This window comes from Vibrio sp. R12-SW3-ISO1, from assembly GCF_059834005.1.
In genome coordinates this window covers 24681-41373 of the sequence record NZ_JCBDGK010000001.1, presented here as the reverse complement: position 1 = coordinate 41373, position 16693 = coordinate 24681, and the positions used below count along the sequence as shown (strand labels likewise).

Annotated in this window: 15 protein-coding genes; 8 read left to right on the top strand and 7 right to left on the bottom strand. The window is 45.7% G+C overall.

All coding sequences use genetic code 11. The features are described from left to right. Nucleotides 1-45: 45 nt before the first annotated feature. The gene (locus AC6R0R_RS00155) at nucleotides 46-1623 is read right to left on the bottom strand and encodes a BCCT family transporter (protein ID WP_500625245.1); all 1578 of its coding nucleotides are present in this window, start codon (nucleotides 1621-1623) and stop codon (nucleotides 46-48) included. A gap of 426 nt (nucleotides 1624-2049) precedes the next feature. Between AC6R0R_RS00155 and AC6R0R_RS00150 the strand changes: the two genes are divergently transcribed. Further along, nucleotides 2050-2526, top strand: coding sequence for a MarR family winged helix-turn-helix transcriptional regulator (locus tag AC6R0R_RS00150; protein WP_500625244.1), 477 nt, complete (start codon nucleotides 2050-2052; stop codon nucleotides 2524-2526). 34 nt (nucleotides 2527-2560) lie between these two features. Here AC6R0R_RS00150 and AC6R0R_RS00145 read toward each other — a convergent pair whose 3' ends face one another. After that, complete coding sequence (locus tag AC6R0R_RS00145; protein WP_500625243.1) at nucleotides 2561-3016, bottom strand: Lrp/AsnC family transcriptional regulator; 456 nt, start codon at nucleotides 3014-3016, stop codon at nucleotides 2561-2563. A gap of 142 nt (nucleotides 3017-3158) precedes the next feature. Here AC6R0R_RS00145 and AC6R0R_RS00140 point away from each other — a divergent pair, with 142 nt between their 5' ends. After that, the gene (locus tag AC6R0R_RS00140) at nucleotides 3159-4112 is read left to right on the top strand and encodes a DMT family transporter (protein ID WP_500625242.1); all 954 of its coding nucleotides are present in this window, start codon (nucleotides 3159-3161) and stop codon (nucleotides 4110-4112) included. A 20-nt stretch (nucleotides 4113-4132) separates the two neighbouring features. On the opposite strand, the gene AC6R0R_RS00135 is transcribed toward AC6R0R_RS00140, so the two are convergent. Then, the gene (locus AC6R0R_RS00135; protein WP_500625241.1) at nucleotides 4133-4390 is read right to left on the bottom strand and encodes a hypothetical protein; all 258 of its coding nucleotides are present in this window, start codon (nucleotides 4388-4390) and stop codon (nucleotides 4133-4135) included. Nucleotides 4391-4514: 124 nt separating this feature from the next. Between AC6R0R_RS00135 and AC6R0R_RS00130 the strand changes: the two genes are divergently transcribed. The 6 genes from AC6R0R_RS00130 to AC6R0R_RS00105 all read left to right on the top strand — a co-directional run bounded on the left by AC6R0R_RS00130 (nucleotide 4515) and on the right by AC6R0R_RS00105 (nucleotide 9191). Continuing rightward, nucleotides 4515-4832 (top strand): DUF1289 domain-containing protein, encoded by a 318-nt coding sequence (locus tag AC6R0R_RS00130; protein WP_500625240.1) that lies wholly within the window; start codon nucleotides 4515-4517, stop codon nucleotides 4830-4832. A gap of 297 nt (nucleotides 4833-5129) precedes the next feature. After that, entirely contained in the window at nucleotides 5130-5321 is a 192-nt protein-coding gene (locus AC6R0R_RS00125) for a hypothetical protein (RefSeq protein ID WP_500625239.1), read from the top strand. 302 nt (nucleotides 5322-5623) lie between these two features. Next, entirely contained in the window at nucleotides 5624-6568 is a 945-nt protein-coding gene (ylqF, locus tag AC6R0R_RS00120) for a ribosome biogenesis GTPase YlqF (protein WP_487903378.1), read from the top strand. Nucleotides 6569-6581: 13 nt separating this feature from the next. Next, nucleotides 6582-7574 carry a CobW family GTP-binding protein gene (locus AC6R0R_RS00115; RefSeq protein ID WP_500625238.1) on the top strand — a complete coding sequence of 331 codons (993 nt, stop codon included), beginning with the start codon at nucleotides 6582-6584 and terminating at the stop codon, nucleotides 7572-7574. Between the two features lie 131 nt (nucleotides 7575-7705). Continuing rightward, nucleotides 7706-8125: a Zn(2+)-responsive transcriptional regulator gene (zntR, locus tag AC6R0R_RS00110; RefSeq protein ID WP_500625237.1), complete on the top strand. Its 420-nt coding sequence runs from the start codon at nucleotides 7706-7708 to the stop codon at nucleotides 8123-8125. Between the two features lies 1 nt (nucleotide 8126). Then, nucleotides 8127-9191 carry an SO_0444 family Cu/Zn efflux transporter gene (locus AC6R0R_RS00105; protein ID WP_500625236.1) on the top strand — a complete coding sequence of 355 codons (1065 nt, stop codon included), beginning with the start codon at nucleotides 8127-8129 and terminating at the stop codon, nucleotides 9189-9191. On the opposite strand, the gene AC6R0R_RS00100 is transcribed toward AC6R0R_RS00105, so the two are convergent. The 4 genes from AC6R0R_RS00100 to AC6R0R_RS00085 form a co-directional block, all read right to left on the bottom strand. Then, on the bottom strand, nucleotides 9188-10375 hold the full coding sequence (locus tag AC6R0R_RS00100; RefSeq protein ID WP_500625235.1) for an MFS transporter: 1188 nt from the start codon (nucleotides 10373-10375) through the stop codon (nucleotides 9188-9190). The genes AC6R0R_RS00105 and AC6R0R_RS00100 overlap by 4 nt on opposite strands. A gap of 704 nt (nucleotides 10376-11079) precedes the next feature. Then, a complete protein-coding gene (locus AC6R0R_RS00095) occupies nucleotides 11080-12357 on the bottom strand; it encodes a hypothetical protein (RefSeq protein ID WP_500625234.1) in 1278 nt (425 codons plus the stop codon). Then, nucleotides 12357-13607: a hypothetical protein gene (locus AC6R0R_RS00090; protein WP_500625233.1), complete on the bottom strand. Its 1251-nt coding sequence runs from the start codon at nucleotides 13605-13607 to the stop codon at nucleotides 12357-12359. The genes AC6R0R_RS00095 and AC6R0R_RS00090 overlap by 1 nt, the downstream gene beginning before the upstream one ends. Next, the gene (locus AC6R0R_RS00085) at nucleotides 13600-16692 is read right to left on the bottom strand and encodes a DEAD/DEAH box helicase (protein ID WP_500625232.1); all 3093 of its coding nucleotides are present in this window, start codon (nucleotides 16690-16692) and stop codon (nucleotides 13600-13602) included. Before AC6R0R_RS00085 ends, AC6R0R_RS00090 begins: the two co-directional genes overlap by 8 nt. Nucleotide 16693: the final 1 nt, after the last annotated feature.

The following is a 16693-nucleotide window of genomic DNA, read 5'->3' as shown; positions in this document are numbered from 1 at the left end:
GACCTTCGAGTCTCCCGTTTTATTTTCACTTATTGGTGGAATAAGTTACTGGTTGTATTTCTCAGTACGCATACCGAGTATCAAGCTGACACACATCAACAGCAGGACAATCGTGAACGGCAGCGCGGTTGAAATCGCACCCGCTTGGAGCGCTTGAATCGCTTCCGTACCACCAATCCAGAGTAGCGCAACCGCAATCGCCCCTTCCATGAAGGCCCAGAATACACGTTGCAGGACAGGCGCATCCACTTTACCACCAGCGGTAATGCTGTCGATAACCAGTGAGCCTGAGTCCGATGAAGTGATAAAGAACACCAAGACCAGTACCACTGCAATCACAGAGAGCATCGTGCCCATTGGCAGCACATCAAACATCTGGAACATAGCTAGCGACACATCCGTCAAGCCGTTGGCACCTAGCTCACCAATGTTGTTGACCACTTGATCAATCGCAATGCCACCGAAGACCGACATCCAAAGCAAGGTAACGGCGGTAGGGACAAGCAATACTGCGGTCATGAACTCGCGCACAGTACGACCTTTAGAAACGCGCGCAATGAACATACCGACAAATGGCGACCATGAAATCCACCAAGCCCAGTAGAAAACAGTCCAACCTTGGAACCAAGCAACGTCTTCACGACCATGCGGGTTACTTAACGGGATGATGTTTTCAACGTACGCCATCAGCGTTGTGCCGATGTTGCCAAACGTAACCGCATAACCAATCAGAGCCACCAAAATCAGCAGCACGAACGCTACCAACATGTTGATGTTACTGATCACTTTTACGCCACCGTCGATACCACGAACAACCGATACCACCGCCAGTAATGTCACAATAGTAATCACGACAATCTGTAGCCCTAGGCCGGCATCAATACCGAAGACATGGTGAATACCACTGGCCGCTTGTTGCGCGCCAAGACCAAGAGACGTTGCCAAACCAAACAAGGTAGCCAAAACCGCGAGGATGTCCACCACGTGACCTGCCCAGCCCCAAGCGCGATCGCCCAGAAGTGGATAAAAAATTGAGCGAATTGAGAGCGGTAAGCCTTTGTTGTACGCAAAGAACGCAAGTGACAGTGCCACCACGCCATAGATAGCCCATGGGTGCAGACCCCAGTGGAACATGGTTGCGCCCATAGCCAGTTTGGCGGCGGCTTCTGTGTTGGCTTCCACACCCAGTGGCGTTTCATACCATCCGGTGAAGTACGCAACGGGCTCTGCCACACTCCAGAACATCAGTCCGATACCCATACCAGCAGCAAACAGCATAGAGAGCCAGGAGATGAACGAATAGTCCGCCGTCGCTTGTTGACCGCCCAGTCGGATTTTTCCAAGCGGTGAGACAATCAACGCCAGGCAGAAGATCACGAAAATGTTGCCCGACCAAATGAACAGCCAATCAAAGCTGCCAATGATTTGCCACTTTAGGCCATCTAACGCAGATTTAGCCGACTCCGCATCAAGCACTAGCGTCGCTACCAAGAACAACGCGATCAAACCCGCGCTGATCCCAAAAACAGGGTTGTGAACATCAAACCCCCATTTTTGCACATTATCTTGCCCGACGGTGTAGTCGGTGCTATCGATACTGTACTTATCTATACCCTTAGTCATCGTTCCTCTCTTAGATGATTAGTGCGTGTGTTCGAGCTTGTTGACATAAAAATCATTAGTCGTAAAACTAATATCTTGCGCTTTACGACGCATTCCTAACGAAGTTCAAGCTCGTCGCGAACGCACATATTGTACTCACCCATATAAAATGTTCCATTAAACCTCGGTTAAACGTTCACTTTTCACCCAAAAAGGTTAGCAGAAGTTCAATTTTTAAACAAAACCCTTACTCAACGCTGACATGGTTTTGTTTGAATTCTAAACATTTGAACTCTACTAAATTCATCACTACACTTCTTCTTAATGATAATTTACACGATGGGTGGTCAGTCAAACGCCTGAAAGAACGTTGATCTTTACACTTCAAATGATTCACTAATTAAGGTATTTTCCCCGCTCCATCGCGACGTTAATAGAGGTATCAAGTTGGATAAGCACGAAGAAGTCTTGGTTTCACTCCGCCAAATCATGCGCGCTATTGATTTGCACTCGAAGAAACTGAGTAAAGAGTCAGGCCTAACCGGGCCACAATTAATACTTATGCGTTCGATTCGAGAACTCGGTGAAGTGACCATTCGTGAGCTATCTAACCACACTAACATGAGTCAGGCGACGGCCACTACCATCCTTGACCGCCTCGAGCGCAATGATCTGGTTAAGCGCGTGCGCAGCGTGCAAGACAAACGCAAAGTACACGCTCATTTAACTGACAAAGGCCGCCAAGTGCTCAGCGAAGCGCCAATGCCACTGCAACAAAGCTTCATCAATAAGTTTCAAACGCTGGAGGAGTGGGAACAGTCGTTGTTGCTCTCGTCCGTCCAACGCATTTCCGCCATGATGAATGCCGAAGACATCGAAGCGGCGCCAGTGCTAGAGCTAGGTAGCATTATCAAGCCAGAATAATTGCCGCGTTACTTACCGTGATCAAGGGGAGTGGCTAACGGTAGATTGGCCACTCACTCGACGCTTTCACTTGGCGAATCGATAAATGGGTGTGAATGTCTTTCACATGATTGAGAGTCTGTAACTTGCGTGTAAATGCTTCATAGCCACTCAAATCGCGCGCCGCGACCTCAAGTAGATAGTCGTACGCCCCTGACACCACATGACAGCTCACCACCTCTTCCATCTCAATCACATCTTGTTCGAAACTGGAGATAGAGCTCGCCTGATGGTTGTTTAAGCTCACTTCGACAAATACGGTCATTCCAACCCCAATATGCCCCGTGTCTAACTTTGCATGATAGCCGCTGATCACCCCAGTCTCCTCTAAGCGTTTAATTCGCCTCGCACAAGGTGACGGTGACAATCCGACTTTCTCCGCTATTTGCGCCGCAGATTGACGCGAATCTCGCTGCAATAGCGAGAGAATGTGTTTATCAATTCGATCCATACTACGTTGCCCATATCAATCAAAAAATGGTTTATCATTAGCAAAATTTGGCACATATTAAGTAGATTTCTACTCACTTTGCCATCTTTAACCCCATCATACGATTCATACTTAGCAAATGATAATTAAATGTTAAAGCATTATGTTCACAGGCTATCTTGCCATGCTGGCAACCCTCCTGATGTGGTCAGGCTTTTTTCTTTCGCTACGTATGGGCGCTCAATCTACATTGACTCTGGCTGATATTGCGCTGCTGCGTTTTATGCTGCCCGCAATTGTCCTGTTGCCCTTTGTCATCAAACACACAGCGGCAATTCGACATACGCCTTGGAGGCTGAAACTAGGCTTGTTGATCGGTTGCGGCCTTCCCTATCTATGGGTCGCAGGTAATGGAATGCAGCTTGCGCCGGTTTCCGATGGCAGCGCACTCATCCCCGGCACCTTACCGCTTTTTGTCACGGCGCTTGCGGTGTTGGTTTATCGTCAATCACTGAGCCACCATAGAGTGATAGGCTTATGCCTGATTGTGGTTGGCATCGCGATATTTCTGCATTATGGGGCCAGTGCGGGCCACCATCAGCTTAATGGTTACCTTGTCTTGCTTGTGGCGAGTTTCATGTGGAGTGTGTTTACGATTTGCGCCAGAGTCGCCGCGCTCAACGCCTTAGCCGTCGCCGGATGGGTATCATTGTTTTCAAGCTTGACGTTAGCACTCTTAATAGGGACTGGCGTCGCGCCGAGCACCTTAGCCAGTTTCGATGTCACCCTGTGGCCGTACGATGAATTACTCCGCCATCTTTTACTGCAAGGCGTTGGAGCGGGCATTATTGCCGCCTTTACCTACCTTCATGCCATTGCTCACCTTGGCGCTGAACGCAGCGCGGCGTTTGCAGCGACGACACCTGTTATCGCGACGCTCTTAGCTTGGTTTTTCTTGCAAGAAAGTGCTAACGCGGTGAGCTTGCTCGCCCTCGGCTGTATATCGCTTGGCAGTATTATCGGCAGCAACATCTTTTTAAAAAATGATCAGTCGGTCGCTTTTACTGTCAAACCCTATACTGTCAAACCGAAGGCAGCGAACGCCAAGCAACCTTAATGCACCTAAGTGGACAAGCGTTAGACAGAAAGTTTGATAAACGCGGCGGGAATGACCACGCACAGCCCATAGACCCATAAAGGGATCCAACGACCTTTTTGATGAATGAGTACGGGTGAGCATACAAACAAGCCAATCAGTACCAACAAGGCGCTGCCCGGTGCCCATTGCTCAACTAAAGCGATAACCACCAAATAGCCGATAATAAACCATTGCGGTAAGTGCAGTTTTAACCCGAGCGCGAGTGAGAAAAGTAGAGCAGCAAACAAAGACAACATAGGTGACTCTTTATTATGATTTGTCTTAAATATTAATGAGAACCATTATCAAAAACAAGTCATTTTTACGCGCGATTCGAACGTGTTATCCTCTGCGCACCTATCTTCTAACACCTAGCGATTTATGAAAACACCCTGCATTGCAGCATGTAAAAACAATGGCGGAATCTGTAGCGGTTGTCACCGTACTATGGACGAAATCGTTCAGTGGTCTCAGCACTCTGATGAACAACGTGATCACATCATGGACTCAATCAGCGGGCAACAGAGTACACACACGTGTCCTCAGTGTGCTAGCCCTACTCAGTGTGACATTAGCCTAGGAAAATCAACATGTTGGTGCTTTTCGCTCGAAGAACGAGACAAATCGACGCTCAATGACGATACTTCTCGTAATCTTTGCTTATGTCGCCGCTGCCTTAGCGCACTGCCGTTGGCCTAAAAACCCCACATTTTTAGCGGTAAGATAAAAAATCGACCTATCGAACAAAAAAGTTGTAACCAAGCTTGTCATTCACGACATAAATAAATCCACACACTATTAAACAACTTGAACTGAGTTCACAAAAACCGCGTCAATGTATATGAAATTCATCTAAAAGCCTTCAGTAATATTTATTGTCATCATTGATCGATAAATAGACAGCAAACTATGTCAAATTGCTATTTTTTCGTCATTTGAGTCGCTGATTCGCACGCGCTAGGATGACTAAAATAACGACATAATGAGGGCTTACCTATGGAAAAACTCTTCGCTTCAGCACTGGAACTCAAACAGCGTACCCAAGTGACAAGTCTATTTGCCATGAACGGTTTCAAGATTATCAACACCGACTTTGACCAAGTGATCTTCGAACGCTTGGGCACAAAAATTCAAGTCCATTTTGATCGTTCAGCTAACGCGCGCGCACTCGCGGTACTCGATAGTTAAACACTTCAGAGCTCCCCTACCTCCGCCAACGTGTTGACCTCCCCCAGTTAAGCACTCATGCTCTAAAAGTCGCGGTAAATAGGCCGCGACTTTTTATTACATCTCCACATCCCGATTCAGTAAAAAGCTCGCTAGCCATAACGCTCAGTAGAATAAAATGGTAACATCGCGCCAATAGATAAAGTTGTATTGAGCAAGCAGACACATCGTCAGCCCGCGGTATCAGTGCCAAACCTGAGATGAATGGGATGACTCATTTCTCATCTGGCTCAAGCACAAAAGAGTAATTACAAGGTATTCAAATGGTTAACAACACAATTCAATGGTTTCCTGGCCACATGCACAAAGCGCGCAAGGAGATCGAAGAAGCCATTCCGCAAGTGGATGTCATTATTGAAGTGCTCGATGCTCGTATCCCGTTTAGCAGCGAGAACCCGATGATCTCTCAACTACGCGGAGAGAAACCTGTGGTTAAAGTGCTCAACAAGCGCGATCTTGCCGATCCTGAGCTCACTCAATTGTGGATCGAGCACTTTGAGAAAGAGCACAACGTGAAGGCGATGGCCATCACCACACAAAATCCCCAAGAAGTACATAAAATACTAGAGCTTTGTCGTAAGCTAGCGCCACATCGTGAAGAGATCGGAAAAAACGTTCGTACCATGATCATGGGCATTCCTAACGTTGGTAAATCGACCATCATTAACACACTGGCTGGTCGTGTGATTGCGCAAACCGGCAACCAGCCTGCCGTCACTCGACGCCAACAACGCATCAACTTGCAAAATGGCATCGTACTCTCTGACACGCCGGGAATTTTGTGGCCAAAAGTTGAAAACCCGCACAGTGGGTTCCGACTCGCCGCAACGGGCGCTGTGAAAGACACGGCAATGGAATACGATGAAGTCGCATTCTACACCGTTGAGTACTTAGCCAAAGCGTACCCAGAGCGCTTAAAAGAGCGTTACCAAATTGAAGAGTTACCAGAAACCGATATTGAGCTGATGGAAGAGATCGGTCGACGCCGCGGCGCATTGCGCACGGGTGGGCGCGTTGATCTACACAAATGCTCAGAAATCCTTTTGCATGAGCTGCGCGGCGGAACACTGGGTCAATTGACTCTGGAGCGCCCAGAGATGATCACTCAAGAGTTGATCGAAGTCGAAATCGAAGCGGCCCGCAAAGCAGAAGAAAAAGCTAAGAAGAAAGAAGAGCGTCGTAAGCGTTACCTGAAAAACAAACGTTAAGGCGTTTAGGAGAGTGTCGATGAGAGTCCCCACGAATATTATTACCGGTTTTTTGGGCACAGGAAAAACCACTGCCATTTTGAACCTGCTCAAAGAGAAACCGGCAAACGAGCATTGGGCGGTATTGGTCAATGAGTTTGGCGAAATAGGGATTGATGGCGCACTGCTCACAGACCAAGGCGCACTCATCAAAGAAGTCCCCGGCGGCTGCATGTGCTGTGCCGCTGGCGTACCAATGTCAGTGGCGGTCACGGCACTTTTGCGTACCCAACCAGATAGGCTGATTGTTGAGCCTACGGGCCTTGGGCACGCGCACAAAGTACTGGCTACCCTCACCTCTGCGCAGTTTGCTGACTATATCGATTTGAAAGCGACCATCGGGCTGGTCGATCCGCGCAATCTCTCTAAGGATAAATACACCAGCAACCAGAACTTTATTGACCAACTGGCCATTTCCGACATCATTATTGGCAACAAGGTTGATCAATGTCAGGTCAGTGATGTAGATGCCTTCAACGATTGGGTCACGGTTCAGACACCACCGAAAATCTACAGTCAACTGGTGAAACAAGGTCGCTTCCCGATTGAGTTGCTCGATAGCCAGCGCCGTAGTAAAGCACCGTCGAGCGCGCCAATGGACGCTCATCACCATGAACATGCCGAGCAAGAGCCTCAATTCGCCCTTGCCCCCGATCAAGTGATGACTCGCAAAGAAAACCAAGGCCAAGGTTACTACAGCTGCGGCTGGATTTTCGGTGCTGAAGTCACCTTTAATTTTGATGACCTCTTTTCAGTGCTGTCTGATCTCACCGCTGAGCGCGTCAAAGGCGTGTTGAATACCAACAATGGTAGCTTCGCATTTAACGTCAGCAATGGCGTGGTTTCCGTCAATCAAGTCAGTTTGGAGGGATTTGAAAGCCGCCTAGAAGTCATCGACAGCCAGTTATTACCTTGGCAACAACTTGAAGACGTCTTGGTTAGTATCTCAAGCCTCAACCAAGCATAACGAGTCGCTGCCAGTGGTGACGCTGGTGGCCTATCCTCACCGTTTACTCATCCTAGAATAAACCTCTTGACCCTGTAGGCAACTACAGGGTTTATAATCACACCATGATTTCTTCAACATGGTCTATCAACATGGAACGGTTAACCCGCGGTCAGTTGGCCAAACAGCTGAACATCACCATTGAAGCAATACGATTTTATGAACAGCAAGGGCTACTAAAGCCACAACGTTCCGCCAACGGCTATCGTCAATACGATAGTGACTGCGTCGCCAAGCTCTCGTTTATTCTGCACGCAAAAGAGTTGGGGTTCACACTAGGAGACATCCAAGAGCTGCTCTCCATCCATATCAAGCCTGAGCAACATACCTGCCAAGAGGTAAAGAGTATTACGGAAGCTAAGCTGGACGATATTGAACAAAAGATACAGCGCCTGCAACACATGCACGATGCGCTGCAAGTGATCAATCAGCGTTGTTGTGGCGGCGCCCATGCGGCAACACACTGCACCATACTCACAGCACTTGCGCATACAAAGCCCGAGGAGAGATAGCATGAGCCGAATTGATACCTTTTTCATGACGTTGCTTGATTTATGGCTCGACTCCGCCTTTTGGATTATTGTCGGCCTCATCGTCGCGGGCATCCTAAAAAGCTTGATGAACACAGACAAATTGGGGCTGCTATTCAGAGGCCCTGGCTTGTGGCCTGCGGTAAAAGCGACAGTATTAGGCGCGCCATTGCCTCTGTGCTCATGCGGCGTGATCCCCGCGGCTTTGGGCCTTCGACGCGCTGGCGCCTCCAAAAGCTCGACCGTCGCCTTTTTGATCTCGACACCAGAAACGGGCGTTGACTCCATCTCCATCTCTTACGCGTTACTTGGGCCATTTATGGCCATTGTCCGCCCTATTGCCGCAATGAGTTCTGCATTAGTCGCAGCGATACTCGTGCTAGTGACAGACAAAGAAACGCAACCCGCGACACCCTCTCAGCCAAGTAACAACCATTGCTCATCAAGCTGCTGTAGCAGTAAGCCAGTGGAGAGCAGCCCTACTTCATGGACAACTCGGTTTTGGCAAGGTCAGCGATTTGCCTTTACCGACTTGATTACCGATCTCTCTATCTGGTTAATTATAGGGCTAACGATGTCCGCGTTAGTCGTGACCTTTATTCCTCCTGAATCTCTCGGTGAACTTAGCCGCGGCCCTTGGGCGATGCTGGTTATGGCTCTGATTGGCGTGCCTATGTATATCTGCGCGTCAGCCTCAACACCTCTCGCAGCAGGCTTTATGCTTGCGGGTATCTCCCCTGGCGCCGTGCTTGTCTTTTTACTTGCAGGCCCTGCCACCAACATGGCGACATTGGGTGTGGTATATCACCAGCTAGGCAAGCGCGTTCTTGTGAGCTACCTGATCGGTGTTGTGGGCGTGGCAATGGTGTTTGGATATATGACAAACGCGTTAGTGGATACACTCACTATCGACATCCAAGCGCAACTCGACAGCAGCAGTCAGCTTATCCCAGAGAGCCTCGTTTGGTTAAGCGCCATCGTATTATTGATTGCGATCTTCAGAGACATCTACAAGCGGTTTCAGCCGTTAAATAAACGCTTGGCCTAATCCACAACCAAACATCCTTTGCGGGTCGTTAGAAGAGCAAATAGCGCACATAAAAAGGCCGCAAAAGCGATAATGGTGAGTGACAATGACCAGGTTTGAGTCTGTGAGTAAATCATGCCAACAATAGCGGGGCCAACAGCCGCAAGAGCATAACCGATTGATTGGGCCATCCCTGACAACGTCGCCGCTTGTGCTGAGGTCCCGGATATCTGCCCCAAAATCGACAACGCGAGAATAAAGGTAGAACAGTTGCCCAAACCAAACACACCAACCCAGAAGATCGCCCACTGAGGAAATAGCATTAGACCAGTCACACCTACCCCGTTTAAAAGCGCAGCACCGACAAATAAAGGCGCAATACTTTTGCTTCTAGCCATGATAGGAATGAGCAGCAACCCCGGAACCATAGTGGAAAACTGCAAAAAGCCATACACATACCCCGCTTCTAACTCGCTATAGCCTAAAGCTGCGAGAATTTTTGGCAGCCAGCCTGCAAACGTGTAAAAAATAAAAGAGTTCAAGCCAAGCGCAAACGTGAAGTACCAAGCAATAGGCTGGCGCATCAGCTTGTTTAATGGGTAGTAATCTTTGCTACTCGCAGTGCTGCGAGTTTTGCTTTCCGCTAACCTTGGCAACCAAAAAGCCAGAGCGAGCAAAGGAAAAATCAAATTCCCCGCCAATGCGACTCGCCAACCGATAGAGAGGTCATCAATAACGTTGGTGGCAGGCACCATGACCGAAGCGCTCAGTGTTGAGCCAATACCCATCGATATACCATACAGTGCAGTCACTGTCGCAATTCGGCCGGGAAATGACGCCTTGATGATTGCCGGAGCCAACACATTGCCGATTGCAATGCCAAGGCCAATGAGTGTTGTTCCAATGAACAACCAGTAAAAGTGCCCAAAAGAGCGAGATACTACCCCAACCGCGATCAAAACTAACGCAAAACAAATCGACTTCTCTAAACCCAGTTTGCTGCCAAGCTTGGGACACCAAGGAGACGCCAACGCAAACATGATCAACGGCGTTGACGTAATCACACCCATACTGACCGCTGAAATCTGTAACGAGTCCATAATTTGCGAAATGAGCGGAGCTAAGCTGGTGAACGGTGCGCGTAAATTGATAGAAAGCAGCAGCACGCTAATCATCAACAAAGTCGTGGTTTTTGATTTGAACATCGGTTTCAAACTTTTTAGCAGGAGAGGTAACGTTGAAATGTCTTATCTTACGCTTTTAACTGGCAATAGCCAGAAGGCGAACAAAATGCGCATCGAGAATGGCAGCGCACCCTAGATAAAAACTCAAGCCGGAAAGATGGGTCTTCGAAAATGATACTTGTGGTAATGTGCGGCCAATAAACTGGGAAATGGATATTCTGAGAAATGTCTAATAATGCATTGCTCAGAATAAAAAACCATACCTGTGGCAAACATCGTTAAGTGTTGTACACTTTATAAAACGTTTGAAGGTATGGTTGTCTCTATCTCAACGTATGGTTTCGTAAAATCAATGTATGGCTGTTTTTACAAACACTATGTTGAAACAACCATAAATTGATATTGATTATTTATTTCATTTCAATAACTTACTCAAAAAACAACCATATATTGATATCATCTAAAACAACCATAAGTTGATATTTTTGTGTTGCGTCCAATTGATTTTGAATTTTTTTGTAAGAAATTTTCTTACAAAAAAATGGCACAATAGAACCATTTCCTGGTAGATAAAGCCACCAAATTGAGTCGTAAGTGATTTGTGTGATCATAACTCCGCATGACTAATTCGGGCTGTAGAAGCCATCTGGGCATACCTACCAAGCAAAGAGCTCTAGTTGTGTCCGCCTTATAGGCGGATACAAACTAAACAGCGTCAATACGGCTTATAGTTGATCCCGTGCATTCGTTTTTAAATATCGTTTTAGCGGTGGCCAAATCATGACTAATACAGTCAATAAGGTAATAACACCAGACAAAGACCAAAACACTGAGTTCATTTGTTCGTCCGTTAACGCCATAATTGTCGCGATGGAGCTTGCTGGAACAAGAAGCGCAGCAACAAGGGAAACTAATAACAATACCGTATTTGACGACTCCTCTCTCTCTTGTTTCCATAGAGAGTGGTTATGCTCCAGCTCAACAAAGGTGCTTTCTTCTATCTCCGATAGACGAGCTTGGTTGCAAAAATATCCGTATAGTTTTTCTGCAAATGGGTATGTTGATATATGGGCAATTTTGTACTGTCGTCTGAATTTGGAAATGCGTTCATACAAAACTCCTCTGCGCTTATGGCTGCAAAGTATCATTTCATCCTTAAATCTTTTTAATGCCGTTCTCTGACAAACTACCGCAGCGAACAAGTCCAGGTAATAATTGTTGTTAGATAAGTTCCATGTTAGTGATGATTCTTCTGGTGTTTGATCAACGAATACCAAGCGATTCAAATTGAACTGGCATCGCCAATCAGCCCAGTAATCAAATTGAGTTTCTATTAGCCTTTGCTTCTCACTCGCTGAAAGTCTATACCTTGGATCGTTAACGTTTATTCCAGCGCTTAACTCACTAACGCAAATCGTTTCTTTTGATTCAAAGCTGGTGACTTGCTTAACCCAAGTACAATTCACCAATTCATGCCCAAATGCATCTTCTCCATAGTGGGCATCTTGGTCTAATGAAATATCTAAGAGCTCACTAATATGCTGTTTCAATCCCTTAGCTTCCTGCCCAGAGCTCATCCATTGACTTACTTTGTGCTTCTCAGTTTTTGGCTCCCATTGGAATACGCTTCTGTTTAGCTTAGATATACTATCGGCACTAAATGTCAAAGGAGATTCATAGTGTATGTAAAGTAAATATATCTCCCCCAACTCCAGAAGTTGCAATTTGGTGATATTGATCTGATGGCCGCTATCTAATGAAGAACTGTTTGCAAGTGTAAACAGCGGCTCTTCGCCGTTTGTTAATGTAAAACGCCCTGATTTCAAGGGTCTAAGCAAATCAGCACTTGCACGTGTATAAAAACGTCGTACATCTTTGATCTCGCTCGTACTAAGACCTTTTGCCCAATGACTCCAACCTGCTGAACTAATTATCTGAGAAAACACCTTTTTGGAAATGAAAAGGGGCAGCAATCCCCACCCATGCCACTTGTATTCAGTCATTAATCTGTAACCACTTCTTGTTGAGGTAACGTTTTACTTACTCTTGTAATTGAGTAATGTTTAGCCAGCAAATGAAGCTCCGCGACATCCTCGTGAGATATTGTATTCTCAATATACTGAGTAAGTGTTGGATAATCCCTCTTGTCTCTGGGTGTAGCCATATACGCATCGCACATTTCAACATAGCGTCTTAATTTAAGTGCATCGTTTTGCACGGAACCTTCATGCAGATTGTATCGGATAGTTAAGCCCGATAGGTTTGAGGATTTTCCCCAACCCTTTATACCAACAGGCTTAGCACCTAAGTTATCTGTGCCGCACATGAGAATTGCTTTCTGACCTGATTCTAAGTTTTTTGACAGCCACTCTGGGTTGGCTTTAGTGATATTAACAATAGGCAGGCCAAACTCGTCTAACACTACTTGCCCTTCCCCAAAAGAGAGTTTTTCTCTTTGGAAAAGTTCATTCAATTTTGCAACAACGTCACCGTCATTTAATGCTGTGATGGATTCCAATATTTCGTGGAGATTATATTCCAAACAGGTTTTACCAAACGCGACAATGGCTCTTTCCGGCGAATGCCGGCCAATTAAAAATATCTTTGTTTGAAGGTAGCCGGATGAATACCCGACCACGTCACCAAACGCTATAGCTTCATCGGTAATACCGAGCGAACGTTTGGATTCGACTTTAGACAAATCCAAGCCTTTTAAACTGACAAGCTGACTTTCTTCCAAGATATGATTCGACTTAACCTTACGAGTAAAATCATTGCTTCGGATTTTGTCTAACTCCGTATAAGGCAGCTTATACGCTTCTCTGGGAAGGAGTTGTTCTGATACAGCGCAATAGCGAAATGCTCGCTGAACGGTTCTGATGGGAACACCATGCTCTAGCGTTTCTTCACCAAGCTCTGTAAGCTTAAGCCGCTCACCTTCGAAAGCGATGAACGATCTTCCTGACATTTCACTTAGGTGTTTCATCACCAACTTTTCAGCAAGTCCAGTTAAAGTAACTATAGATTTGACTGAACTGATTCCCTGTTCAATGAGTTTAAATATCATCAAATCGATATCACTAAGCTCTTCCCTACTACGCTCTTTAACCAAGATCTTCACATTTAAAATAGGTAAGAGATTATCACGCACATAGAAGAGAGTTTCACCTGGTTGAATGTGAGAGCTCTGCACCTCACCATAACTCTTTAATACGTTGAAATAAGGGTTACTATTCGTATTCTTCCTAGCCATTTTCACTCACCAACGTTTTATTTGTACTGTGATTAATTGTGGTAGTTCGTTTAGTCGAAGATTTGCCGTTTTGAGGACGTTTGACAGTTTTCGCATCTGGCAAGAAACGCACTGCTTGTAGCAGAGCACCTTTTTGATGACATTGTTTTTTCAGCAGGACCATCGCCTGCTTAAAGCCGGCATCATGAGCTCCCTCGCGTTCAGCACCTTTGGTTAAAGTCTGAGAATCGCCTATCATTATCAGCTGTTTTTTTGCTCTTGTTTGAGCAACGTTTAATCTGCGCCAATCAGATAAAAAGCCGACTTTTCCTTGACGATTTGATCGTGTGAACGTGAATATGATGAGATCCCGTTCTTGTCCCTGGAAACTGTCCACTGACGCAACGAGTTCGTTTAATGGCATGGTAAGCTCTGTTAGATTTCCACGCTTTTGCTCTTTGCGTATCGCTTTCTGAATTGCCTTAACATGATTCGCATAAGGAACGATCACCCCAATTTCTCGGTTTTCAGCTAGATCCGGCATTTCTCGGATAGAAGATTTAAGAAGTTCGATAACTAGCTTTGTTTCACAAACATTGTCTTGAACTACAGCTCGACCGTCTTCTGAAGTTGCCTTCTCAGTTTTTTCCTCTAGCCATGTAGTATCTATCCAGATCATCGGTTGCGGGCAATATGAAAGTAATGGTTTCTTTTTATCCATACCAACGCCCGCAAAGTACTTACCTTCATAAAAGGCATCCGAAACAAAGTCACTAATCATTGAAGGGCAACGGAATTGCGTATCCAACATGATTTTTCGATCATCTGGCGCGGCATTCCACAGATGTTCAAACCAACTTAGACGATAGAGATCTTTATAATCTCCAAAGTCTTTCGCTTCAATTTCTTCGAGAACTTCATCGCTAACCACTGGAGGTAGTTGTTTATGATCACCAACCAGAATAGCCTTATTTGCACGAGATAAAGGTACGATTAAATTGTGTAGTTGAATTTGACCTGATTCATCAACAATCACAACATCAAAATCTAACTCTCTAAACAGCGCTTTGGTGTTGATGCCAATACACGTAGCACCAACCACGTTAACGTTCTCTATGAGGATCTTATACAGTGCTTGCTGCCGCTCCGTTTTAAGCTTGTTAAACCATTGGGTTAGATTACTATGAATACTGGAAACCTTACTTAACAGCTCATCAATTTGAACCAAATCTAGTTTAGTTACCCTTTCGGCGGAGTTGCCCGGAAGTTCAATTTCATCAATAAGTGGAGCTACCTTCTTAAAATAGCTATCAACAGTATCATTGCATATATGCAATAAGCTTTCAGTTTCTGCTACTGTTTTTTCAGTATTTGCAATTGACGAGATTGTCTCGATTCTGGCGTTAACCAGTGCACCAGAAGTTTGATTTGCTTTTTCGATCTTTTTCTTGACTAAGTTGGTCTTCTTGGTGTTTAACCAACGCGACACTGATTTGAATATTGGCCATTCTTTTTGTTCGATTTCAGTCAACTGGATGTTCAATCGACGTATAGCATTGTCCTGAGAAAGTATGTCAGACTCGGTTTCTGTTAATCGCTCTTTCAATGTCTTCAGTAAGTTAGCACAATGAATATGATCGCTTTGCGCCTTTTCAGCTCGCTCCATGTGCTCAAGGATTTCATTCCTCTTAACAAGTAGCTCTCTTATATATTCCAACTGCTGTTCGAGATTACTTAGCGTCTCATCCCCAGCTCCAAACATACGTTCCTGAAGTTCGGCAGCTTTGTTGTCTAAAGTAATATCCTCCAGACAAGAACTGATCTTGTTCTCATTGCCAATTCTTAAACATTCAAAGTCATCTTCCTCTGCCAGACGCTCAAGAACATTGTCAACCGCTTTGTTATTTTGCGATGTCACCAATACACGCTTTCCTTGCGCTGCAAAATACTTGACCCATTGAAGGATCACAGTTGTTTTTCCCGTACCGGGAGGGCCTAGAACCATTGTGTAGTCATCACTGCCTGCTCCACTATTTATAGCTTTAACTTGCGAAGGTGTCGGTGGAAATTTACTAGGTGGAACGGGAACACTTACCGGTGTCAGCGATTTATGTTGATATACACCAGCGGCTAATGGTAATAACCACGGATTTTTTGACCCTTCAGATTCCAAAGAATCAACAACCGCATTTCTTACCTTCTTTAGTGTTGGTAGTGCGGCGATGGTAAGTAGAGCTTGAGCCGGGATCTGTGAGTCCAGCGCTTGCTTCTCTATACTGACATGGATGATCGGTTCATTCTCTATAGGGTTCAGATCCGCGATTTCCATCAACACGTCAGTAGGTTCACGCATCTCATTGAGCATTTCGAGTAAAGTCGGTTGTGTCTCAAGTAAACGCGCATAATCAAGCTCATCAATTGTTACTTCATAATGAAGTCGATAGGTCGTCCTCTCACTCCTGGCAGTTATAGATGTCGCTTCAAAGGGCATGCATTGTTGCGCAGCGATTCTTTCCAATTCGTATTCTGAATCAATGAAACAGCGAAGCACATCAACCATCTCTTGCTCTTCAAAAGAGAGAGTGTCTTCTGGCTCTTCTGCTGGTTCAATTTCGTCACCATCAACATTCCATGGAGAATTAATAGCACGAAGAAGCTCTGAGGCATACTCTCCGAACTTAAACCAGCTAGAACTGTTTTCCAGCCCTGAGCCAAATTCTCGTCCGGTTAGGAAATCAACACCCTCAAACTCCAAAAGCGTCCCTTTTTCCAACATACGTTGACGATCCTGATTGTTTGCGAAATACAGTCGACTCAGCCAAAGTCGAGGGTTACTTTCACTTTTTGCAACGTTGATAGTGACCTTATATTTCCCAATTAATAACGTAACGATGACGGAGTCTTTATCTTTCGGTTTAAAAGAAGAGATCCACCCTCGTCTCGCTGTTTTAAGTTGGCTTATCACCGAATCTTGACTGCCACCATTGTCAGGCCAGTTTTTATCTAGGTAGTTATTTTCCAATCTGTAGAGTAATGGCAAGACAGATTGATACTTAGCCATTTTCTCCTCGGGCCAAAAAGGAACCGTTTGGTTATGCACCGACATG